This is a genomic window from uncultured Flavobacterium sp. (genome assembly GCF_963922255.1).
Classification (GTDB): domain Bacteria; phylum Bacteroidota; class Bacteroidia; order Flavobacteriales; family Flavobacteriaceae; genus Flavobacterium.
The window spans coordinates 1-24,900 of record NZ_CAWUIC010000019.1 but is presented as its reverse complement, the minus strand read 5'-3'; the positions used below and the strand labels follow the sequence as shown (position 1 = coordinate 24,900).

The window sequence follows — 24,900 nt, the reverse complement described above, 5'->3', positions numbered from 1 at the left end:
TTTCTATTTTTTTAAAAACCTACTAATTAAATATATAATTAAGGCAACTACTAAAACAGAAATGAAAATTCCTGCTCCAAAACCTACTTTAAATATTCCTTCTATGACAGAACAACTTGTAACTAAGAATGAAGTGGATAGAAGGGCCAATGGTAGTATAAGTTTATTTTTCATAATAAGTTAATTTATATTGTTTCTACAAATTTCATTATTATAATACCAAATACATTATATGATTTTAAGAATTAATTGTATTATTTACATTAATTGGAATTTAAAATTTATGATATAAAAAAAAACAACCTGAAAATAAAGTAAATTTCAGATTGAAAAAAGTTTAAATTAAAAATTTTTATTTTTTTATAATTTTTTTGAAAATAATTTGTTTCCCATTTTGAAGTATTGAAATAAAATATATTCCACTTGAAAATTCTTGAAAAGGAATATTTGTCGTATTTTTAAATGATTTCGTAGAGAGATTCATTTTTTGACCTAGTGAATTATAAATTACAATTTCTATAATATCGTTTGTGTTGTTTGTGTAAGTAATATTTAGGTTGTTTTCTACAGGATTAGGAAATAATATAAAATTCTCTTGGTTTTGATTATCAATTGAAGTAACAGTTAATGGATTGCTAGTTCCAAAAAACTTAGAGAAAACACCATTAGAAGCGTTATAAGAAATAACTGGAGTGTTATTGTTTCCAAAAATTAGCTTTAAGTCGGTCACCGCACCTGGTGAAACTTCAGGTTGTCCAACAAATTGCCATGAATTATTTTCAAATTTATATATACTTGCTCTGTATCTGAATCCGTCAATTTGATTTGAAAAAGCAACATAAGGGATATTGTTATTGATTTGAAAATCAAAATCGACAACGTTGTTTGAATTCATTATTTCCGAACCTACATATATCCATGAAGAGCCATTGTAAGTTTTAATATGTACTTTATTGTTATTGTCAATAAAACCTAAATACAAAGTGTTGTTTGAGTCAAAAACTATTTTGTGATTTTTTGTATTAGTATAAGGATTTAAGCTAGTACCATCAATTTGAATCCAATCTGTTCCATTAAACTGGCTAACATTTATTTTACTATTAGCATAATAAGTACCATATAAAACATTGTTATTATCAAAATTTATTTCAAAATCATAAGATGAAGTATTTATTCCAGGAATACCAGTCCCTACAAATTCCCAATTAGTTCCATTAAATTTCTGAACAATTCCTGCAGCATAAATCACATAAGGAACACCGTTTTGATCTATTTTTAAGTCAAATTTTGTCTCAGTATAAATTGAAAAATTCAATGGACCAACAGCTTGCCAATTAGTTCCATCAAATTTTTTGACAGAAATTTTGTAATTACTTGTAGATGTAGTACTAACATTACTAATATATCCTACATAAATATTTCCATTTTGATCTGCTTCTATTTTTGAATTTTTGACTTCTAATTCTGAAATATTCTCTGGCCCGACAAACTCCCAAATTGCTCCATTATGTTTTTTAACATTAAGTTTTTTATTTCCGTTAACTGAAATAATATTTTGGTATGAAATATATGGAGAACTATTACTATAAGTAAGGTCATGAAAATTATTACTTGGACTAGATATAGGAGTTTCGGGATAAGATATTGAACTTTTTTCACCTAATAGTTCCCAATTATTACCATTGATTTTAGTTATGTATGGAACATAAGTATTTAAAGTTCCACCCCAAAATAAATATAATGAACCGTTGATGAATTTCATTCGATTATACGACACATTTTCAAAATCTTGAAGAAAAGTTGAAGTTCCATTTAAAACTTTATAAATTTTACCTATAGTCGTTACAGAAGCAAATCCAATATGTGCATATAATTCATTAGAATCATTAAAAGTTATACTTCGTACAATTGCTTGATTTGAAGGACCTGAATAAAAATTATAAACTAGATTCCAGCTATTGTTACTAAGATTAAAAATTCGATTATATGTAAAAACAAATGGAATATTGTTGTTGTCAAAATTTATAGAATACACTGTTCCTTGTATCGATGCGCCAATATTTTGCCAAATTGTTCCATTAAAAGTTTTTACATAACTTTCGTTTAAATTAGCATTGTAATAAGAAATATGAGGAGTGTTATTGTTATCTAATGCAAAGTTAAAATTTGTGCTATTTGAAGGTACGTCACTCGTTGAATTAAGAGTAATCCATGTTGTTCCATTAAACTTTTTTATTACATAATACCAATTGTTTGGGGTATTAAAAAGTAATTCTCTATAAGTAACATATATACTATTGTCTTCTCCTATAATAATTTTATTAGAATCTGATTTGTAATCTGATATAGAAACTCCACCAAAGTCAATCCAGTTAGTTCCATTAAACTTTTTTAAAACAGCTTTGTCAATGGCAGGATCATTATAGAATAGGAAGGGCATCTCTGAGTTATCGACTGCTAAGCTATAATTAGGTGTGCTTGTAAATATTTGTGTTTGAATGTTACTCCATTCAGTGCCATCAAATTTTTTTAATGATATTTTTTGGGTAGTATTTGGATATTCAGCCGTTTCTTTATTTAACACAAAAAAATGATTATTTTTATTTGCAAAAAGTGTACTAGAAATAAGAGTTGTACCGTTAGAAGCTTGATTATTATCAGATGCTCCAAGAGCATTCCATGTGTCTTGACCTTGACTAAAACTTGAAATATGAATTGTAAAAAATAGAAATAGTAAAATTTTTTTCATTTTGTCTTAAATTTAATCAAAAATAAGAATTTTTTTAAATAATTCTTAAAAGGGATATATGAAGTCTTAAATAAATTATCTTTGCCACTATTAAAAAGATTAAATGAAATTCGATTTACTTACTAAAGACGCCAAAAGTCAAGCTAGAGCTGGAAAAATAACAACTGACCATGGTGTGATTGAAACACCAATATTTATGCCTGTTGGAACAGTAGGTTCTGTAAAAGGAGTACACCAACGTGAATTGAAAAATGATATTAATCCGGATATTATATTAGGAAACACTTATCATTTATACCTTCGTCCACAAACCGAAATTTTAGAAAAAGCTGGTGGATTACATAAATTTATGAATTGGGATAGGAATATTTTAACTGATTCTGGTGGTTATCAAGTGTATTCGCTTTCTTCAAACAGAAAAATTAAAGAAGAAGGAGTAAAGTTTAAATCGCATATTGATGGTTCGTATCATTTCTTTTCACCTGAAAATGTAATGGAAATTCAAAGAACTATTGGTGCTGATATCATTATGGCTTTTGATGAATGTACACCTTATCCATGTGATTATCGTTATGCCAAACGTTCTATGCATATGACACATCGTTGGTTGGATAGATGTATTTCTCATTTAGATAATTTGCCTTTTAAATATGGATATGAACAAACATTTTTTCCAATTGTTCAAGGTAGTACTTATAAAGACTTACGTCAACAATCTGCTGAATATATAGCAAATGCTGGAGCACAAGGAAACGCAATTGGTGGATTGTCTGTAGGAGAACCTGCAGAAGAAATGTATGCAATGACTGAAGTGGTAACAGCTATTCTTCCAGAAGATAAACCTAGATATTTAATGGGTGTTGGAACTCCTATTAATATTTTAGAAAATATTGCTTTAGGAATTGATATGTTTGACTGTGTAATGCCAACAAGAAATGCCAGAAATGGTATGTTGTTCACAGCTCATGGTTCAATCAATATTAAAAACAAGAAATGGGAAGCTGATTTTTCACCAATTGATGAAATGGGACATACTTTTGTGGATTTAGAATACTCAAAAGCTTATCTTCGTCACTTATTTGCTGCTAATGAATATTTAGGAAAACAAATTGCTACAATTCACAATTTAGGATTTTATATGTGGTTAGTTCGTGAAGCAAGAAGACAAATAATCGCTGGAACTTTTAGAGAATGGAAAGATAAAATGGTTGTTCAAATGAGTCAACGTTTATAATTTTATGAAATTAATTGATAAATACATATTAAAACGATATTTAGGCACATTTTCAGTGATGTTGTTGATGTTTATTCCCATTGGAATTGTTATTGATGTTTCTGAAAAGGTAAATAAAATGATTGAAAAGAAAATTCCTATAGCAGACATTTTGGTCTATTATGGAGATTTTACAATTTATTTTGCCAATTTATTATTTCCTATTTTCCTTTTTTTATCGGTCATTTGGTTTACTTCAAAATTGGCTAACAATACTGAGATTATTGCAATATTGAGTTCGGGAATTTCCTTTAATCGATTTTTAAAACCCTACATTGTTGGAGCAACCATTGTTTCGCTATTTGCTTTAATAATGGGATTTTTTTTGGTTCCAAATGCTAGTAAAGGATTCAATGATTTTAGATATACTAATCTCAAGAGTAGTAATCAAACTAGAGAGACTAACGATATTTATCGTCAGATTAAAAATGAAGATAATATTAGTGAATACATTTACGTAAGTAATTACGACTACATCAGAAAAATGGGATTCAATTTTACTTTTGAAAAAAGTATTGGAAATCAATTACAATATAAAGTCACAGCCAATAGAATTATATATAATGAGCAAACCAAAGATTATACTTTGTATAATTATAAAAAAAGAACTATTGGTAAATTAAATGATATACTAGAATCTTCTGAAAAGAAAATTCAAAAATATAATTTCGAACCTGATGATTTAACTCCAGTCATCTATGCTGCTGAAACAATGTCAATAGGAGAAATTAATGAATTTATTGATAAAGAGAGACTTAGGGGTAATTCCAATATAAATACGTATTTGGTTGTACTTTACAAAAAATATAGTTTACCTGTTTCAGCTTTTATTTTAACAATTATAGCTGTTGCTGTTTCTGCCATGAAGCGAAGAGGAGGAATGGGTGTGAATTTAGCAATCGGAATTGTAATTGCTTTTACATTTATTTTCTTTGACAAAGTATTTGGAACAATTGCCGAAAAATCAAGTTTTTCTCCTTTACTTGCTGTTTGGATTCCAAATATAGTATTCGGAATTTTAGCTGTTTATTTACTTCGAAATGCTAAACGATAAACTAAAAAATTATCTACATCTTCACGTAATTGTATTTATTTGGGGGTTTACAGCAATTCTTGGGAAACTAATCTCCCTTGAAGCCTTAGATTTAGTTTGGTTTAGAATGTTTTTTGCCTCTCTTTTTATCGTTGGATTTTTGATATATAAAAAAGAAAGTATCAAAGTACCTTTAAATGCTTTAATAGGCTTTATAATTTCAGGAATTATTATAGCAGCTCATTGGTACACTTTCTATCAAGCGATTAAAGTTTCAAATATTTCCATTACATTGGCTTGTTTGTCAACAGGAGCTTTTTTTGCTTCCTTAATAGAACCTGTTTTTTATAAACGCAAAGTAATTTGGTATGAAGTCTTATTTGGATTATTTGCTGTGATAGGAATTTCAATAATTTTTAATGTAGAAACTAAGCATGAATTAGGTATTATCTTGGCAATTATTTCTGCCTTTTTATCAGCTTTGTTTTCAGTAATTAATAGTAAATATGCTAAAATCTACAACCCAAATGTGATCTCATTTTATGAATTATCAAGTGGAGTTTTGTTTTTGAGTTTATATTTATTAGCTACAGAAAAATTCTCAACTGCATTTTTTGAATTAACTTTTGAAGACTTTGCTTGGTTAATTGTTTTAGCATCAATATGTACAGCTTATGCATTCTCAGCTTCCATAAAAGTAATGAAGTTTTTAAGTCCTTTTACTGTAATGCTAACAGTTAATCTTGAACCTGTTTATGGTATTATTTTAGCTTTATTAATTTTTAAGGATTCAGAACATATGAATTCACTTTTTTATCTTGGTGCCGCTATAATTCTACTCACTGTTATAGCAAATGGAATAGTTAAGAACAGAAAAAAGTTAAAAACTAATTAAATTTAAGTTAGATAAAAGTTATAAAAATTTTATATTTGTAATAGAAAATACAAACTAAACGTAAACCAATATATGGAATATTTAGATTTTGAATTACCAATAAAAGAACTTGAAGATCAGTTAGATAAATGTTTGGTAATTGGTGAAGAGTCAAATGTAGATGTTACAACAACCTGCAAACAAATTCAGAAGAAACTAGACGAAACGAAGAAAGATATATACAAAAACCTTACAGCTTGGCAACGTGTTCAGCTTTCTCGTCATCCAGATCGTCCATACACTATGGATCATATTAATGCTTTAACAGAAGGAACTTTCTTAGAACTTTTTGGAGATAGAGGAGTTAAAGATGATAAAGCAATGGTTGGTGGTTTAGGAAAAATTGGAGGTCAATCTTTCATGATTATCGGTCAACAAAAAGGATACAACACTAAAACGCGTCAATATAGAAATTTCGGAATGGCTAATCCAGAAGGATATAGAAAAGCATTGCGATTGATGAAAATGGCCGAGAAATTTGGAATTCCAGTTTTAACTTTAGTAGATACTCCAGGTGCTTATCCAGGTTTAGAAGCTGAAGAAAGAGGGCAAGGTGAAGCTATAGCTCGTAATATTTTTGAAATGTGTCGTCTTCAAGTGCCTATCATTACAGTAATTGTTGGTGAAGGAGCTTCTGGAGGTGCATTAGGAATTGGTGTTGGAAATAAAGTTTTCATGTTAGAAAACACTTGGTATTCTGTTATTTCACCAGAATCATGTTCTTCTATTTTATGGAGAAGTTGGGAATACAAAGAAGTTGCAGCTGAAGCTTTAAAACTGACTTCATACGATATGAAAAAACAAAAGTTAATTGATGATATCATACCTGAACCACTTGGTGGAGCTCATTATGATAGAGTAACAACTTTTGCTACTGTAAAAAATTATGTACTGAAAGCTTTTGATGAATTAAAAGAGTTATCAACAAAAGATTTAGTGGCTCAAAGAATGGACAAATACAGCAATATGGGTGAATTTAAAGATTAATAACCCAAATTCTTACAATTCTAAAAAATCCGTCTTTTTCATTTACTGACGGATTTTTTTTGTGGGTTGTTAACATTAAAATAAATTTACTAACACTAATTTAACATTGAATTTTTAACAATTCAACTTTACTTTTTATTATAAAAGGTATACATTCGCATTATGGAAAATGTCAGAAATATAAACCCAATCAAAGTAGATAAAACAACTATTATCAATCTTGAAAAAGGGAAATTGCCACCTCAAGTTTTAGACTTAGAGGAAGCGGTTCTTGGTGCAATGATGATTGATAAAAAAGGAGTTGATGAGGTTATCGATATTTTGCAAGCAGATGCTTTTTACAAAGAAGCACACAAACATATATTTGAAGCTATCGTTGAATTATTTAACGATACTCAACCAATTGATTTACTAACAGTTTCTGCTCAATTACGTAAAAACGCAAAACTAGATTTAGCCGGTGGTGATTTTTATTTAATTCAGTTAACTCAAAAAGTTTCTTCTTCTGCTCATATCGAATTTCACTCGCGTATTATTCTACAAAAATTTATCCAACGTAGTTTGATAAAAATTTCAAGCGAAATCATTGAAGAATCGTATGATGAAACAACAGATGTATTTGATTTATTGGATAGAGCTGAATCAAAATTATATGAAGTTACACAAGGAAATATCAAACGTAGTTCTGAAACAGCACAAAGTTTAGTAATTCAAGCAAAAAAACGTATTGAAGAAATTGCTGGTAAAGAAGGTTTAAGTGGAATTCCGACAGGTTTTCATGCTTTAGATAAGCTAACTTCGGGATGGCAACCTTCTGATTTAATCATTGTGGCTGCTCGTCCTGGTATGGGTAAAACAGCTTTTACACTTTCAATGGCTCGAAATATGGCCATTGATTATGGAGCACCAGTTGCCTTTTTCTCGTTAGAGATGTCTTCAGTTCAGTTAATTACTCGTTTAATTTCTTCTGAAACAGGTTTGTCTTCTGAAAAATTAAGAACTGGAAAATTAGAAAAACATGAATGGGAACAGCTTTCTATTAAAGTAAAAAATCTAGAAAAAGCTCCGTTATACATTGACGATACTCCTTCATTATCTATTTTCGATTTACGAGCAAAAGCAAGACGTTTAGCTTCTCAATATGGAATTAAATTAATTGTAGTGGATTATTTGCAATTAATGACTGCTGGTGGAAACGGAAAAGGTGGTGGAAATCGTGAGCAAGAAATTTCAACTATTTCTCGAAACTTAAAAGCTTTAGCCAAAGAATTATCAATTCCAGTAATTGCACTGTCTCAACTTTCTCGTGCGGTTGAAACGCGTGGTTCTAGTAAGAGACCTTTACTTTCTGACCTTCGTGAATCTGGAGCGATTGAGCAAGATGCCGATATTGTATCATTTATTTATCGTCCTGAATATTATAAAATTGATGAATGGGATGATGAAGAACGTTCTCCAACTCAAGGTCAAGCCGAATTTATTGTTGCAAAACATAGAAATGGTGGGTTAGATAATGTAAGATTGAAATTCGTTGGAAATCTTGGTAAGTTTGATAACTTGGACGATTTTAGTTCTCCTTTTGCCGATTTGCCTTCAAAAATGAATTTAGAAGATCAACAAAATCCTTTTGCAACACCAAAATTACCTTCACCAAATGAGGCATTTGGAAGTAATTTTAACAATGACGACGATGACTCAGATGTTCCGTTTTAAGATACAAATCCACTCAAAAGGTGGATTTTTTTATGTTTTCTTTTAGATATTTTCTCTTATCTTTGATAAAAAAAGGAATGCAATTACTCAGAAAAATTACAATACTCTTTATAATTTTATTTTCACTTACTGCAAAAGCATCTTTTGTTTTAATTCCAATGGAAGCTGAAGGGCAACAAAATCACCTAAAAGCTTATGGAATTACTTATTGGGCTTTGGAAAAAAACTACAAAGTAAATTGGTTGTTGAATTATCGTGGAGGATCATTCTTGTTTCCTGATGCGGAAGAAATTCGTAAGGAATGCCAAATTAGAGGTGTTTCTTTCGAAATCTTATCAGATGGGCAAACGGCTTCTATTTTAGAAGAAATAAGTAGTCCTTCACAAAATCAAGAAACTGTAATTTTAGAAAAAGCACCAAAAATTGCAGTGTATACACCTAAAGGGAAAAAACCTTGGGACGATGCTGTAACAATGGTTTTGACTTATGCTGAAATTCCCTATACCGAAATTTATGATGAAGAGGTTTTGAATGATCAATTGATTTTATATGATTGGTTGCATTTGCATCATGAAGATTTTACAGGGCAATATGGAAAGTTTTTTGCCGCTTATCGAAATGCACCTTGGTATATTGAACAAAAAAAAGAAGCAGAAGCTTTAGCAACAAAATTAGGATATAGCAAAGTTTCTGAAGAAAAAAGAGCTGTAGCCATTAAAATTAGAGATTATGTAATTGGTGGTGGATTTATGTTTGCTATGTGTTCTGCAACTGATAGTTTTGATATTGCTTTATCTGCAGAAGGAGTTGATATTTGCGAACCCATGTTTGATGGTGATGAAAGTGATGCCAATTATCAATCTAAAATTGATTACACCAATACTTTTGCTTTTAAAGATTATATGTTAGAAAGAAATCCAATGGTATATGAATTTTCAGATATTGATACAACACTTGAACACGGAAAAGGTGCAATGGCAATGGAAAACGACTATTTCACTCTAATGGAATATTCTGCTAAATGGGATCCTATTCCAACGATGTTGTGCCAAAACCATACTACATTAGTAAAAGGTTTTATGGGACAAACAACAGCGTTTGATGCATCTAAAGTAAAATCAAATGTGTTGGTTATGGGTGAATGCAAAATCAATGGTGAAGCAAGGTACATTCATGGAACTAAAGGGAAAGGAATGTTTACTTTTTATGGTGGACATGATCCAGAAGATTATCAACACAGAGTAGGAGATGCACCTACAGTTTTAGACTTACATCCAAATTCTCCTGGATATAGACTAATCTTAAATAATGTTTTATTTCCTGCTGCTAGAAAGAAAAAACAGAAAACGTAGTAAAAAAAACAGAAAACTTCCATCTTTAATAGGTATTCTGCTTTTTGGGTTAATTCTTAATATAAGATTCATCAGAACTTTAAAAAAATATTCAATTAAAATCTCATTCAGATATTAAATTGCAAATTAATGAATATAAAATTATCAAAATGGTTCCAATTCGTAAAACCCAATTTAAAGTTTTATAATAATGGTTTTTTTGAATTTCCGTTTTTAGCAAATACTCCTGAATTATTTATTGAATCAACCATAAAATCTCCAGGAAGCAAACATTTTATCGAAGATCAAGTTGTTTACAGAAACAACCCTTTTGTTAAAGGAGAAATGCGCTATCGAAAAATAGAAGAAGATTTATGGTTAACAATCACTAGTGTAGAATTCAAGCATAATGCTTTAATTAAATCGGTTTATGATAAGAATATTCCAAGTGATCATTATACCATAACATTTACTGTTTTTGAAAGTGAAATTAAACTTCAAAATGTTTTTATAGATAAAATGCCATTTTACAATAAGTTTTGGAGTTTCAAGAAACCAGGAACAGATGTAGGTGCTAGTTTTTATAAAGGTTCTAAATGTGAATTTTATATTTTTTATATAAACCCAAGTTGGTTAGAAAAGCAGATACCTCTTGATAAGTTAGATGCTAAAATTCCGTTCAAAATGTTTCTAGATTCTGATAAAGGCTTTATTTCCTATCAAGATATTGTGCCTAATGCCGAAGTTTTAGCTCAAGAAATTTTGCATACACTTAAAACGTTTAAAGATGATATTTTTAGTGAAACGATATTAAAAGCACAATCATTGACTCTTATTTCTTCATTTTTTAAAAATGTATTTGAAGATTTAAGACGAGAAAACTACCAAGATAAAGGTAAAATCGATTACAAGTTAATTTCTAAATGCGAAAGTATCATTGCTTCAAATTTATCTTCGCAATTTATAGGCATAGATGTTCTTGCTCAAAAGCTACATGTATCTTCAACTAAACTAAAAAAAGATTTCAAATCGGTATATGGTACTTCTATATTACAATATGTCATCGATAAAAAAATGCACTTGGCTATGCAACTTATTTTAACAACCGATATGCAAATTAAATATATTGGAAACGAAGTTGGTTATGATAGTCCTAGTAAGTTTAGTGCAGCCTTTAAGAAAAAATACCAAAAACTTCCATCTGATTTGCGTCCAGAAAATTCAATGGACTAATTTTCTAAATACTTTTAAATTAAAAATGTCTTAATGGTCTATCGATTAGTCTGATTGGGCTACTCTAATAATTATTAAGAAATTACTTTTGCTTTCATAATATTAAACCTACTAATAATGAAACAAAATTATTTTTTGATTGGATTATTTCTTTTAATCTTCAATCACAGTTATTCAACGTATCTTTTTCAAGTATCAGGAGTGGAACCACTAACTGGTGGTCAGAGTTATTTGGTAAATCAGCCTTCAAATCCTTTAGGACTTTCAATTTTGGTATGTGCTTTTGGTAATAGTCAACCTTCTGTTGCTACAAGTTATACTTTAACTTGGTATAAAAACACAGTTAATTCTACAGTTGGAGGAATTATGGTTAGTCAATCAAATTACTCTACGGTAAATCAATATAACCTTATAGACATTAAAACCTATTTGCCGGATACTTCACAACAAGGAACATTTTACTATTATGCAGTGTTATCTAATCCATCACATACAAGCTGTGGTTTTACTGGTACTTTAACTTCTACTATTCAAACAGTAAATGTGCATAACCCAGCAACTCATTTAAATTTTGATGGAGTGAATGATTATGTTTCAATTCCTTCTGGCATAAATGTAAGCAATTCATCATTTACAATAGAATTTAATGCTAAACGCACAGCAACAGATGTATTTAATTATGTTTTGACTCAAGGAGTTCAAGTAAATAATAATTTATTACATATTGGCTTTAGAGATAATAATAACTTTACGTTTGCTTTTTGGTACAATGATATAAATATACCAGTGACAAGTTACACAGCTGATAGCGAATGGCATCATTGGTCATGTGTTTATAATATTACAAATGGTACAAGACAAGTTTATCAAGACGGTGTTTTAGTAGGGTCAGATTCAGGTGTAGTACCTTATATGGGAAGTGGTATTCTTGATTTAGGAGCATTTGATGGCAGTAGTGCCTTCTTTAATGGAAATATTGACGATGTTCGTATATGGAATGTTGCTAGAACTTTAAACGAAATTAACACTTCTAAAAACTGTGAACTACAAGGTACAGAAACAGGTTTAATTGCTTATTATAAATTCAATCAAGGTTATGATGCTGGAAATAATACAACAAATATTACTTTGACTGATGCTACATCAAATGCAAATAATGGAACGTTAACTAACTTTGCTTTAACTGGAACAACTTCAAATTGGTTAGCTGGTTCTCCTGTTGGGGTTTCAAGTGTAATTACACTTCAACCTCAAGATCAAACGGTTAGTGAGACAGATCCTTTAATTTTTACAGTTAATGCAACAGGTGTTAGTTCATACCAATGGGAATATAGTGCAGATAACGGAGTTACTTGGAGTACATTAGATGATACTTTTACAGATCCTAATGTTTCTGGTTCTACAACAAACACATTAACTATTTCAGGAATTGGTATGATTGGAATCACAGGATACAAATTTAGAGTTATTTTAGATGGAACTTCAATGTGTACAAGTACTTCAAACGAAGTTCTAGCTACTGTGACTTTAGAAACTAAATCATTTGGAATAAGTAATGTAAAAGTTTATCCAAATCCATCTACAGGTATTTTTACAATTGATATAGTAGAAGAACTTGAATTTACAGTATATGATATCGTAGGTAAAACAATAATTAATCAGAAAAGCTTAGTAGGTAGTAATACTTTGGATTTATCAAGATTTGAAAAAGGAATTTATTTACTTGCTTTAATGAATTCCAAAGGAGAAACGAATACTTACAAATTAATTAAAGAATAAGTCATTATTTCTAAAGAATTTTGTTTTTGTTTTTTTTTGAAAAAAGAGTCAGTATCTGCTGACTCTTTTTTGGTTTTGTTTTTAGTAATATATAGCAAGATTTCAATAATTTTGTTATGTTTTATTTTGTGTTTAGACAAATAGTGTAAAAATAACGCAAGTTTTGTGTTAAAAAACAATATTTTTTACGGCAAAACCTTTTTTGTATTACATAAAACCCTCATTCATGATTTTAATACTTGTAATGTATTAATTTTTAATTGTAGTTTTAACATATCAAAAACAAACAAACAATTAGTACTCATGAAAAAACAAACAAACCCTCAAAAGCAAAAAGCTTTTTTTCAAATGGAAAAAAGTGAATTTGTAAATTACCATTATAAAATTTATCGAGTCAAAAGTAAACGATAAATTCTACTTTTTAATAGTTTAGAATTATTCCCAAATCTACTGTCAATTTCTGCTTGTAAAATAACTTTACTTTCATATGTGTCCCTAAATCAGATGAAGCAAAGTAAATCCTCGAGGTCAAGCAGTTAAAGATATCTTATTTTATTTTTTTAATTAATTTTTTGTTGAAGAAATTCAGCACAGGATTTTAATACCCAAAACAAACTTAACAATTCGACTTTTTAGTCTCAAAAATACTAATTATTATGAAAAATATACTTGCATTATCGTTCCTTGCCTTATCATTCTCATTAAGTGCACAAAATTTTGAAAGTTACTCATTTAGCGGAGGGCATACTACAGCTAAAAAAGCAGACGGAACTATCTGGGGTTGGGGTCATGCTTCTTCAGGACAATTAGCAACTTTAAGTGAAAACGAATCAAAACCAATCAAATTAAGTGAAGAAAAAGATTGGAAAACTATTCAAACTGGAATTAAAAATACATTTGCAATCAAGCAAGATGGAACACTTTGGGCTTGTGGAAGTAACGAATATGGAGCTTTAGGAATTAATTCTGAAGAACAAATTGTTGAATACTTTCATCAAGTTGGTACTGATTCAGATTGGATTAAAGTGGCTCCTTCTTATTTATTTACAGTTGCAATAAAAAGCGACGGAACAATTTGGGCTTGGGGTCAAAATGATGCAAATCAAATGGGAAATAAAACAAAAAGCTCTAAAGAATTAGCACCAATTCAAATTGGAGAAGCTTCTAACTGGGTTGACATTGCAGTAACTACAAACAAAACGGCTTTTGCAATAAAAGAAGACGGAACAATTTGGGGTTGGGGTTTAAATGATTCAAACATGATTGTGCCAGATTCTAGAGTTAGTAATACATATTTGCCTACTCAAGTTAACAATGATAGAGACTGGGTTAGAATTGAAGCTGGAAAAAATCACGTGATTGCGCAAAAAACAGATGGAACAATCTGGGCTTGGGGAGAATCAAGTATGGGACAATTAGGAAGTGGTGAATTAGTGGCTTACACAAACAGACCGCAATTAGTTTCTGCTGATAAATGGATTGATTTCTCTGCTGGTTTTGCGGTTTCTTATGCTGTAAAAAGCGATGGAACATTATGGGCTTGGGGAAGAAATAATTTTGGACAATTAGGTGATGGAACTACAGAAAATCGCTATGTGCCAGTTCAAATTGGAACAGCAAACGATTGGAAAACGGTTCAAGCAAAAGGTTTTCAAGCAACTATGTTGACTAAAAAAGACGGTAGCGTTTATTATATGGGATGGAATACTTTTGGTTCTTTTGGAAACGGAACATATGCTAATGCAATGACACCAACAAAAAATAATAATCTTAACTTGTTAAATACTCCACAATACAACCATAGAGAAGTACTTGCTGCTAATAAAAAGAGCAAAGGAAGAATACAAGAAAGAGAACTACAGGCTAATCTAGATGCTGCCATTAAAGAGAAAAATGATGTAACTGTACTAGATAAAAAATAAATTAATTGTTTGTTTTGTAAAAAAGCCCAAATTCAACATTTAGAATTTGGGCTTTTTGATTATTACAGATTTAAACTTAGAAATTAAACATTCTGCTCTTCATTTTCTTTATCCAAATAATTTTGAACTATATCAATAGCATTGGCAACCACATCACTAAGAGCTGTAATAAATGCTCCCTCTTCAGCGGTATCAATGGCATGTTTGATAGCTTCAGTTTCTAGAGGAATAATTTCATAAGTAGTATTGCTATTTGCTTCTTTGATTCCATCTAAAATTAAATCAATGATTTCTTGTTCGGTTCTTCCGCGTAAATATTTCTCTTGTCTAATGATGATATGATCAAACATTCTTCCGGCAATTAAACCACATTCTTTAATGTCTTCATCACGTCTATCACCAACACCAGCAATAATTCCGATTTTTTTATTGGCTTCTACATTTTGTAAATAATCTTCAATACCTCGATATCCTGCAGGATTATGAGCAAAATCAATTAGTACTTTAAATTTTCTGAATTCAAAAATATTCATTCGTCCAGGAGTTTGTGCCACACTTGGAATAAATGTTTTTAGCGACAAACTAATATCTTCGGTTTTAAAACCCCACAAATAACTCGCTAAAGTTGCGGCTAAAACATTGGCAATCATAAAACGAGCTTTTCCGTTTAAAGTTAAAGGAACATGTGTAGCTCTTTCCACTCGTATTTTCCATTCTCCTTTTTTAATGGTAATATATCCATTTTCATAAACAGCAACGGTTTTTCCTTCTTTACTCAATTTTTTTATGAACGAATTTTCTTCGTCCAAACTAAAATAAGCCACATTACATTCTAAACTCTCACCAATTTTCACACACTGTTCGTCTTCAGCATTTAAAATAGCCCAACCATCTTTTTTTACACTTCGAACCACTACACTTTTTACACGTGCTAAGTCTTCTAAAGTATGAATGTCAGCTAAACCTAAATGATCTTCAGCCACATTAGTTAAAACTGCAATATCACATCTACTAAAGCCTAAACCAGAACGTAAAATTCCACCTCGAGCTGTTTCTAATACGGCAAATTCAACTGTTGGATCTTTTAAAACATACTCAGCAGAAATTGGTCCGGTTGTATCACCTTTTTCCATCATGTGGTTTTGAATGTATATTCCGTCAGAAGTTGTAAATCCAACTTTGAAACCATTATTTTTAACAATATGTGCTATTAATCGAGTTGTTGTTGTTTTTCCATTAGTTCCTGTTACAGCTATTATTGGAATACGACTTTCTTTTCCAGGTGGATAAAGCATGTCAATTACTGGAGCAGCAACATTTCTTGGTAATCCTTCAGAAGGAGCTAAATGCATTCTAAATCCTGGTGCAGCATTAACTTCTAAAATACAACCACCATTTTCTTTTAGAGGTTGAGTTAAATTTTCTGCCATAATATCAACTCCACAAATGTCTAAGCCAATAACTCTCGATATGCGTTCACATAAAAAAATATTTTCTGGATGCATCATGTCGGTTACATCCACTGAAGTTCCACCAGTACTTAAATTAGCTGTTGATTTTAAATAAACAACTTCACCATTAGCTGGAATTGTATTAACTGTGTAGCCATATTTTTCTAATAAATCTTCTGAATCTCTATCAATTTCAATTTCTGTTAAAACATTTTCATGCCCATAACCTCTTCTTGTGTCTTGATTGGTAATATCTATTAATTGTTGAATTGTGTTTTTTCCGTCACCAACTACATTTGCAGGAACTCTTTTGGCAGCAGCTACTAATTTATTATCAATAATTAAAACCCTAAAATCAAAACCAGTCACGAACTTTTCTACAATTACTCTGCGGCTGTATTTTTTTGCATAAGCCAAACCTTCCACAGCATCTTCCCAAGTTTTTACATTGATGGATGCTCCTTTTCCATGATTTCCATCTAATGGTTTTAGAACAATTGGATAACCAATTTTTTTGATAGTAGCTTCTAAATCTTCTTCATCCACACAAATATCACCATCAGCTACTGGAATTGAAGCGTTGTTTAGCATACGTTTGGTCTCTTCTTTATCACATGCAATATCTACGGCAATGTTACTAGTATTACAAGTAATGGTTGCTTGAAAACGCATTTGATTTACACCATAACCAAGTTGTACCAATGAATTTGTTCCTAAACGAATCCAAGGAATATCTCTAGAAACAGCCTCTTCAACAATACTTCCAGTACTTGGACCAAGTCGAACACGTTCTCTGATTTCTCTCATTTTTTGTAAATCAGCTTCTAAATCATAATCGGTTCCTGAAATTAAGGCCTCACCAATTCGAACAGATGATTCAGCAGCAAATAAACCTACATTTTCTTCTGTATAACTAAAAACAACATTATAAGTTCCTGGAGTTTTTGTTTCTCTTGTTCGGCCAAAACCCGTATCCATTCCAGCTAAAGTTTGAATTTCTAAAGCAATGTGTTCAATGACATGTCCCATCCAAGTTCCTCTTTCAACGCGCATAAAAAATCCTCCTCTACAACCTTCAGAACAACGATGTTCAATCATAGAGGGAAACATTTTTTCGATACGTTCACGAAATCCAAGTATTTTATCGGTTGGAGATTGCTCCATTTCTTCTAAATCCAATCGCATTTGGATTAATTTTTTGCGTTTTACACTCCAAATGTTTGGCCCTCTTAAGGCTTGAATTTTTAATATTTTCATTGTTTAATGCTGTTTTTTGTGAAATGTGTCTGTGTAATTGTTAAAAATAAGAATTTTTTGTTTTAATATTTCAATTTTTTTGACAGAAAGTTAAAATTATTTTTGATAGGTATAAATGGCTTTGATATTCAGACAACTAGATAACTTTCAAAAAGGAAAGACCATTCTCTTCTAGCCCTGATGGGAGTGGCATCTTGTAGAACGGACAGCAGGAAAAAGGATTGTTAATAAGCCCAAAGATTTGCTCATAAATTAAAATAAAAAAGAGTATTAGATATTATGAATTTGTTATTTTTGCTTCAAGAAATTACTGTTACAAAGTAGTTTAGTATTAATTGGGGGAAATAGTATCTATACATGAAATGTAGAGGAAAATTAATTATTATAGGTGGAGCTGTAGATAAAGGAAGTTTTACAGAAGTAAATTTCGATAATGACGTAGCAAAAAATCTTAATTTCTTTGAAAAAGGAATTTTGAAACGTATTATTGATGAATCAAAACACAAAGAAAAATCGAGAATTGAAATTATTCCAACTGCTTCAAGTATTCCTAAAGAAGTAGGTGCTGAATATATGAAAGCGTTAAAATATTTGGGTGCCGAAAACACAGATGTGTTATATATTGAAAAACGCGAACAAGCAAATAATGAAGAATTTTTAGCACGTTTAAAATCGGCTGATGTAGTTATGTTTACAGGTGGAGATCAATTGCGTTTGACTTCTATTTTAGGAGGAACAAAATTTCATGATCTTTTAATTGATAAGTACAAAAACGAAGATTTTGTATATGCTGGTACTTCGGCTGGTGCAGCAGCAGCTTCTAACAATATGATTTATCAAGGAAGCAGTAGTGAAGCTTTGTTGAAAGGTGAAGTAAAAATCACAAGTGGACTTTCTTTTATTGATAATGTAATTATTGATACTCATTTTGTAAAACGTGGCCGAATTGGTCGTTTGTTTCAAGCCGTTGTAAGTAATCCAAGACTTTTAGGAATTGGACTTGGAGAAGATACAGGACTTTTAATCACCAATAATAATGAAATGGAAGCTATTGGTTCTGGATTAGTTATTTTAGTGGATGGAAGAGAAGTGAAAGATACTAATCTAACTGAAGTTTCTTTAGGGCAACCCATTTCTATCAATCATTTAGTTACTCATGTAATGAGTATGCATGATACTTTTGATTTGAGTACTTATAAAATGAAAATTCATTCTTCGCAATACGTATAATTTAGGTAAAAGGTAATTGGTTATGGGTGATAGGCTTACCCATTACCCATTACCCATTACCCATTACCCAAAAATATGAAACTAATAATTCACGGTGGTTTTTTTTCGGAATCATCTACTTCTTATGAGACGAAAGTTGCTAAACAAAACGCTTTATTGCGAATTGTGAAAGATGCTTATGAATATTTGAAATTTCATACGGCATTAGAAACTGTTGTTTATGCCGTTTCTTTGTTGGAAGACGATGCATTATTTAATGCTGGAATTGGTTCTCAAATTCAAAGTGATGGAAAAATTAGAATGAGTGCTGCTTTGATGGATGGAACTACCGAAAAATTTAGTGGTGTTATCAATGTTGAAGATGTTAAAAATCCAATTCAAGTTGCTGAAAAATTGATGCCTTTTGATGACAGAGTTTTAGGAGGAAGTGGTGCAACGAATTTTGCAAGAAAAGAAGGTTTTGAACTTTTTTCAACAGAAATTCCACAAAGAAGAGCAGAATATGAAGCTAAATTAGAAGCAACCGGAACTGGAACTGTTGGTTGTGTAGCTTTTGATAGAGAAGGAAAAATTGCTGTTGCCACTTCAACCGGTGGAAAAGGTTTTGAAATTCCAGGAAGAATATCGGATTCTGCAACCGTTGCTGGGAATTATGCCAATTCTTTTTGTGGTGTAAGTCTAACTGGTGTTGGTGAAGATATTGTAAGTGGTGCAGTTGCTACAAAAATCGTAACTCGTGTAACTGATGGATTTACCTTAGAAAAAGCATTTGAAAAAACTTTCAACGAATTAAAACCTTACGATGGTTTTGCAGGTGCAATTGCCATAGATAAAAATGGAAATATTTTTCACAAAGATTCGCATCCAAGTATGGTTTTTGCTAGTTTTGATGGGGAAAATGAGGAGGTTTTTGGGTAATTTTTAAATTAGTTTTTACTTCGCTTGGTTTTAATATTCTATCTTTTATTTTAATATCAATTTCATAAATCATATCATATAAATCAATTATTGAATCTAATTCACTTTTGACTTTTAGATTAGCTTTTTTATCAAATAAATGTTTGTTTAACATTCCAAAAGCATATCCTAGTAATACAATTCCAATACTTAAGAAAGTTATAATTGCAATTGCAAAAAGAACTAATGACTTGCTAATATAAGATTTTAATATTCCAGAAATATACTCATAGAAAAAATATGTTGATAAAAAGACTCCAATTGCTAAAATAATAAAAATAATAAAATAAATATAAACTAATATTTTTTCATTATTTATCTTTTTATATTCAACATTTACTTCAGTAATTTTCTCTTTAAGGTTTTTACCAAACTTGATTTTGCTACATTTTTTATCAAAATTTGGTTTTTCATTAGTTAAAATACAGAATGTCCCCTTTTGAAAATTAATACTATGATTCAAACATAGTTCACAATGTTTAGTTAAGTTAGTTTTTTCTGAATTCATATACTTAAATATAATTTGTTAAGAATGAATCTTATTGTTTAATTCCTTAAAACTCCAAAAAACCAATCTACTTATTTTGTTTCCTTGTTCTTGATTAATAGTTTTTACTTCTACAGCTCCTACTTTTTTAAGTAAGTTGTAAATTGGTTTCAAGTTTTCTTTTTTGGAAACTAAAGTCGAAAACCATAAAGATTGTGTTTTGAAATGTACACTTTCATAAATCATATTAGTAATAAAAGCTAATTCTCCACCTTCACACCACAATTCATTATTGACACCACCAAAATTTAATGTTGGTTTAGAAGTAATTTCATTTTTTAAATTTTTGACTTTGCGAATGGTTCCTTTTGTAGCTTCTGCTTTAGAACTATGAAAAGGAGGATTGCATAATGTCATATCAAAATATTCTCCTTCTTTAATGATGTTTTTGAAAATATTTCTTTTGGAAGATTGTATTCGAAGTTCAATTAAATCTTTTAAACTTATATTTGATTTTACAATCTTATCAGCCCATTTTATTGATTGACTGTCAATTTCTGAACCTACAAATTGCCAACCGTATTCGTTCACACCAATTATAGGATAGATTAAATTTGAACCTGTTCCAATATCTAAAATTTTGATTTTTTTTCCAGTTGGAATTTCTCCATAAACTTCACTCAAAACATCAGCAATATGATGAATGTATTCTGCTCTTCCTGGAATTGGTGGACAAAGAAATCCTTGAGGAATATCCCAATACTTTATATTGTAGTACGTTTTTAGCAAAGCAGTATTCAAAGTCTTAACAGCTTTCGAATTTGAAAAATCGATACTTTCATTTCCAAACTTATTTATTGAAATAAATTCTTTTAAAGTTGGAGTAGTGCTAATTAATTTTTCAAAATCATAAGCAACATTATGTTTGTTTCTTTGATGGAATCCTTTTTTTTGTGGAGTTATATTCAAAATTTTATTTGTTTTTTGTAAAGATAAAGCTAATAAATAAAAAAATCCCAACCTTTCGATTGGGATTTAATTTATAAGTAAGATAAACGGTTAGACGTTTTATTTAATTTTATTTACAATAGCTCCGAAAGCTTCTGGGTGATTCATTGCTAAATCTGCAAGAACTTTACGGTTCAATTCGATATTGTTAGCTTTTACTTTACCCATAAACTGAGAATAACTCATTCCGTGTAAACGAGCTCCTGCGTTAATACGCACGATCCATAAAGAACGGAAGTTTCTTTTGTTTGCTTTTCTATCGCGGTAAGCATAAGTTAATGCTTTTTCTACTGCGTTTTTAGCTACTGTCCAAACGTTTTTACGTCTTCCAAAGTAACCTTTGGCTTGCTTTAATACTCTTTTTCTGCGTGCTCTTTTAGCAACTGAATTTACTGATCTTGGCATAATTTTAAATGTGTTTTTGTAGTAGGCGTCTTTCTATTTCAAAGTGCTTGGTTGCTCTAATACAGGGTTATTAAATTGTTTTAACCTAAAGTTCAAATAGCTTTCTGTTTTAAGTGTTCAGTATAAACTGACAACTATCAACTGAGAACTGAATTATATAATTCTTAATTGCTCTTTAATGCTTTTCTCATCTGTTTTATGAACTAAAGTAGAGTGAGTTAAAGCTAATTTACGCTTTTTAGATTTTTTAGTCAAAATGTGACTTTTAAAAGCGTGCTTTCTCTTGATTTTTCCAGTACCAGTTACTTTGAATCGCTTCTTAGCACTAGATTTTGTTTTCATTTTAGGCATTTCTTCCTTTTTATTTATTATTTATCTTACTTACTATCTTTATGCTGAACTTGTTTCAGCATCTTTTTATTTTTTCTTTTTAGAAGCAATAAACATAATCATACGTTTACCTTCAAGAACAGGCATTTGTTCTACTTTACCAAATTCTTCTAAATCTTGCGCTAAACGCAATAATAAAATTTGTCCTTGTTCTTTATAAATGATTGAACGTCCTTTAAAAAATACAAATGCTTTTAATTTTGCACCTTCTTTTAAGAATTTCTCAGCATTCTTACGTTTAAATTCATAATCATGTTCGTCTGTTTGAGGGCCAAAACGAATTTCCTTAACAGTAACTTGTGATGACTTTGCCTTCATTTCTTTTTCACGCTTTTTTTGCATGTAAAGGAATTTTTTGTAATCCATTATTTTACAAACAGGTGGTTCAGCATTTGGAGAAATCTCAACCAAATCTAATTCCTGCTCTTCTGCCATTTTCATAGCTTCCGATGTTTTGTAAATTTTAGGCTCTACATTGTCTCCTACAAGACGTATTTCGGGTACACGAATAAAGTTGTTTATTCTGTGGGCATCTTTTTTTTCTACTCGAGGCTGGTAACCTCTATTGTTTCTTATTGCTATGGCTATAAATATTTAGTTAAACTTCAAATGTTTTTAATGTTTTTTGCAATTCCTCTTTAATAAGAGATGCAAATTTGTCAATTGAAACGGTAATGTTACCTTTTCCATCTTGACCATGTCTTCTTACAGAAACCGTACCGTTTTTCTCTTCTTCCTCACCTATGATTAGCATGAATGGATATTTCTGTCCTTCAGCATCTCTAATTTTCTTACCAATTGTCTCGTTTCTGTTATCTAAGAGGGTGCGAATTTCGTGATTTTCTAGCAATTCTGAAACTTTTTTTGCATAATTTTCATATTTCTCACTCAAAGACAGTATAATAGCTTGCTCTGGCATCAACCAAAGTGGGAAATTTCCTCCAGTATGCTCAATTAAAATCGCAATAAAACGTTCCATCGAACCAAATGGTGCCCTGTGAATCATCACGGGTCTGTGTAATTCGTTATCGCTACCTTTATAAGTAAGCTCAAAACGTTCTGGTAAATTATAATCAACTTGAATCGTTCCTAATTGCCAACTTCTACCTAAAGCATCTTTTACCATGAAATCTAATTTTGGTCCGTAAAATGCAGCTTCACCATATTCAACAACAGTTTTTAGATTTTTATCTTTTGCAGCATTGATAATAGCATTTTCAGCTTTTTCCCAATTTTCATCGGTACCAATATACTTATCTCTGTTTTCTTTATCGCGTAAAGAAATCTGTGCTGTAAAGTTTTCAAATCCTAAAGAACCAAAAACATATAAAACCAAATCAATTACTTTTTTAAACTCACTATCTAATTGATCTGGTGTACAGAAAATATGTGCATCATCTTGAGTAAATCCTCTAACACGTGTTAAACCGTGTAATTCTCCACTTTGCTCATATCTGTATACTGTTCCAAATTCAGCATAACGTTTCGGCAAATCTTTATAAGACCAAGGCTTTGCATTATAAATCTCACAGTGATGAGGACAATTCATAGGTTTCAATAAAAACTCTTCTCCTTCAGCAGGTGTATTTATAGGTTGAAAACTATCTGCTCCATATTTAGCATAATGTCCAGAGGTTACATAGAGTTCTTTTTGACCAATATGAGGTGTTACAACTTGTTCGTAACCTGCTTTCTTTTGAGCTTTCTTTAAAAATTGTTCTAATCTATCTCTTAAAGCTGCACCTTTTGGCAACCATAAAGGTAAACCTTGTCCAACTCTTTGTGAAAAATGAAACAATTCTAATTCTTTACCCAATTTTCTATGGTCACGTTTTTTTGCTTCTTCAAGCATATGAAGATATTCAGTCAAATCTTTTTGTTTAGGAAACGAAATTCCATAAACTCTAGTTAACATTTTGTTCTTTTCATTTCCTCTCCAATAAGCTCCAGCCACAGAAAGAACTTTTACAGCTTTAATAATTCCAGTATTCGGAATATGACCACCACGACATAAGTCAAAGAAGTTTGAATGATCACAAAATGTAATCGTTCCGTCTTCAAGATTTGAAATCAATTCTGTTTTATATTCATTATCCTTATATATTGACAAAGCTTCGTCTTTAGAAACGGTGCGCATTTTAAATTCATGCTTTTCTCTAGATATTTCCAAAACCCTATCTTCAATTGCTTTAAAATCTGCGTCGGTAAATTTATCATCACCAAAGTCTACATCATAATAAAACCCATTTTCAATCGCTGGACCTAAAGTCAATTTAGCATTCGGATATTTCTCTTCAATAGCTTGAGCCATCACGTGCGAAGTAGAATGCCAAAATGCTTTCTTGCCTTCATCGTTATTCCAAGTATATAATATTAAAGAACCATCGGTAGTTAATTCGGTTGTTGTTTCAATAGTTGTGTCGTTAAAGGAAGCTGAAATGACATTTCTAGCTAGTCCTTCACTAATGCTCATAGCAACATCCATAGGAGTAGAGCCTTTTGCCATCTCCTTAATCGACCCGTCAGGTAAAGTAATTTGTATCATTGTGTATTTTTAATAAGTTGCAAATATAAAACAAACCCTAAACACACACAATATATATAGATACACATTTCTTAAATAAGTTACTCCTTATATATATGTATAGTTTTTTCTTTAGAAGCAACACTTTTGTCTATATTTATGATGTTTCGTTCCCGCTATCTATTCTATCTTTTGTTGCGAGTCACGAGCAATCTATGATGAATTATTAGGATCGCA

General features: G+C 30.6%; 19 protein-coding genes. 11 read left to right on the top strand and 8 right to left on the bottom strand.

Annotation, left to right across the window (positions count from 1 at the left end; genetic code table 11):
- Positions 1-352: 352 nt before the first annotated feature.
- A complete protein-coding gene (locus AABJ49_RS13040; RefSeq protein WP_338378726.1) occupies positions 353-2,749 on the bottom strand; it encodes a T9SS type A sorting domain-containing protein in 2,397 nt (798 codons plus the stop codon).
- Positions 2,750-2,852: 103 nt separating this feature from the next.
- On the opposite strand from AABJ49_RS13040, the gene tgt reads away from it, so the two are divergent.
- The 9 genes from tgt to AABJ49_RS12995 all read left to right on the top strand — a co-directional run bounded on the left by tgt (position 2,853) and on the right by AABJ49_RS12995 (position 14,954).
- Positions 2,853-3,983, top strand: coding sequence for a tRNA guanosine(34) transglycosylase Tgt (gene tgt, locus AABJ49_RS13035; protein ID WP_338378725.1), 1,131 nt, complete (start codon positions 2,853-2,855; stop codon positions 3,981-3,983).
- 4 nt (positions 3,984-3,987) lie between these two features.
- Positions 3,988-5,076, top strand: coding sequence for an LptF/LptG family permease (locus AABJ49_RS13030; RefSeq protein ID WP_338378724.1), 1,089 nt, complete (start codon positions 3,988-3,990; stop codon positions 5,074-5,076).
- Positions 5,063-5,950, top strand: a complete 888-nt coding sequence (locus tag AABJ49_RS13025; protein WP_338378723.1) for a DMT family transporter — start codon at positions 5,063-5,065, stop codon at positions 5,948-5,950. The genes AABJ49_RS13030 and AABJ49_RS13025 overlap by 14 nt, the downstream gene beginning before the upstream one ends.
- A 72-nt stretch (positions 5,951-6,022) precedes the next feature.
- Complete coding sequence (locus tag AABJ49_RS13020; RefSeq protein WP_338378722.1) at positions 6,023-6,976, top strand: acetyl-CoA carboxylase carboxyltransferase subunit alpha; 954 nt, start codon at positions 6,023-6,025, stop codon at positions 6,974-6,976.
- Between the two features lie 162 nt (positions 6,977-7,138).
- On the top strand, positions 7,139-8,689 hold the full coding sequence (dnaB, locus tag AABJ49_RS13015; protein ID WP_338378721.1) for a replicative DNA helicase: 1,551 nt from the start codon (positions 7,139-7,141) through the stop codon (positions 8,687-8,689).
- 77 nt (positions 8,690-8,766) lie between these two features.
- On the top strand, positions 8,767-10,041 hold the full coding sequence (locus AABJ49_RS13010) for an asparagine synthetase B (RefSeq protein WP_338378720.1): 1,275 nt from the start codon (positions 8,767-8,769) through the stop codon (positions 10,039-10,041).
- A 129-nt stretch (positions 10,042-10,170) separates the two neighbouring features.
- Complete coding sequence (locus AABJ49_RS13005; protein ID WP_338378719.1) at positions 10,171-11,253, top strand: AraC family transcriptional regulator; 1,083 nt, start codon at positions 10,171-10,173, stop codon at positions 11,251-11,253.
- Between the two features lie 117 nt (positions 11,254-11,370).
- On the top strand, positions 11,371-13,032 hold the full coding sequence (locus AABJ49_RS13000; RefSeq protein WP_338378718.1) for a LamG-like jellyroll fold domain-containing protein: 1,662 nt from the start codon (positions 11,371-11,373) through the stop codon (positions 13,030-13,032).
- A gap of 656 nt (positions 13,033-13,688) precedes the next feature.
- Positions 13,689-14,954 (top strand): hypothetical protein, encoded by a 1,266-nt coding sequence (locus AABJ49_RS12995; protein ID WP_338378717.1) that lies wholly within the window; start codon positions 13,689-13,691, stop codon positions 14,952-14,954.
- Positions 14,955-15,037: 83 nt separating this feature from the next.
- Here the strand turns inward: AABJ49_RS12995 and cphA are convergent, their stop codons facing one another.
- Complete coding sequence (gene cphA / locus AABJ49_RS12990) at positions 15,038-17,662, bottom strand: cyanophycin synthetase (RefSeq protein WP_338378716.1); 2,625 nt, start codon at positions 17,660-17,662, stop codon at positions 15,038-15,040.
- Between the two features lie 357 nt (positions 17,663-18,019).
- On the opposite strand from cphA, the gene AABJ49_RS12985 reads away from it, so the two are divergent.
- Both AABJ49_RS12985 and AABJ49_RS12980 read left to right on the top strand, forming a co-directional pair.
- Complete coding sequence (locus AABJ49_RS12985) at positions 18,020-18,892, top strand: cyanophycinase (RefSeq protein ID WP_338378715.1); 873 nt, start codon at positions 18,020-18,022, stop codon at positions 18,890-18,892.
- A gap of 75 nt (positions 18,893-18,967) precedes the next feature.
- Complete coding sequence (locus AABJ49_RS12980) at positions 18,968-19,810, top strand: isoaspartyl peptidase/L-asparaginase (RefSeq protein ID WP_338378714.1); 843 nt, start codon at positions 18,968-18,970, stop codon at positions 19,808-19,810.
- On the opposite strand, the gene AABJ49_RS12975 is transcribed toward AABJ49_RS12980, so the two are convergent.
- The 6 genes from AABJ49_RS12975 to thrS all read right to left on the bottom strand — a co-directional run bounded on the left by AABJ49_RS12975 (position 19,773) and on the right by thrS (position 24,684).
- Positions 19,773-20,357 carry a hypothetical protein gene (locus AABJ49_RS12975; RefSeq protein WP_338378713.1) on the bottom strand — a complete coding sequence of 195 codons (585 nt, stop codon included), beginning with the start codon at positions 20,355-20,357 and terminating at the stop codon, positions 19,773-19,775. The two genes, AABJ49_RS12980 and AABJ49_RS12975, sit on opposite strands and share 38 nt — an antisense overlap.
- A gap of 18 nt (positions 20,358-20,375) precedes the next feature.
- Positions 20,376-21,305 (bottom strand): 23S rRNA (adenine(1618)-N(6))-methyltransferase RlmF, encoded by a 930-nt coding sequence (rlmF, locus tag AABJ49_RS12970; protein WP_338378712.1) that lies wholly within the window; start codon positions 21,303-21,305, stop codon positions 20,376-20,378.
- A 99-nt stretch (positions 21,306-21,404) separates the two neighbouring features.
- The gene (rplT, locus tag AABJ49_RS12965; protein WP_338378711.1) at positions 21,405-21,749 is read right to left on the bottom strand and encodes a 50S ribosomal protein L20; all 345 of its coding nucleotides are present in this window, start codon (positions 21,747-21,749) and stop codon (positions 21,405-21,407) included.
- Between the two features lie 153 nt (positions 21,750-21,902).
- Positions 21,903-22,100 (bottom strand): 50S ribosomal protein L35, encoded by a 198-nt coding sequence (gene rpmI / locus AABJ49_RS12960; protein ID WP_338378710.1) that lies wholly within the window; start codon positions 22,098-22,100, stop codon positions 21,903-21,905.
- A 66-nt stretch (positions 22,101-22,166) separates the two neighbouring features.
- Positions 22,167-22,715: a translation initiation factor IF-3 gene (gene infC / locus AABJ49_RS12955; protein ID WP_338378736.1), complete on the bottom strand. Its 549-nt coding sequence runs from the start codon at positions 22,713-22,715 to the stop codon at positions 22,167-22,169.
- Between the two features lie 22 nt (positions 22,716-22,737).
- Positions 22,738-24,684 carry a threonine--tRNA ligase gene (gene thrS, locus AABJ49_RS12950; protein ID WP_338378709.1) on the bottom strand — a complete coding sequence of 649 codons (1,947 nt, stop codon included), beginning with the start codon at positions 24,682-24,684 and terminating at the stop codon, positions 22,738-22,740.
- Between the last annotated feature and the right edge of the window lie 216 nt (positions 24,685-24,900).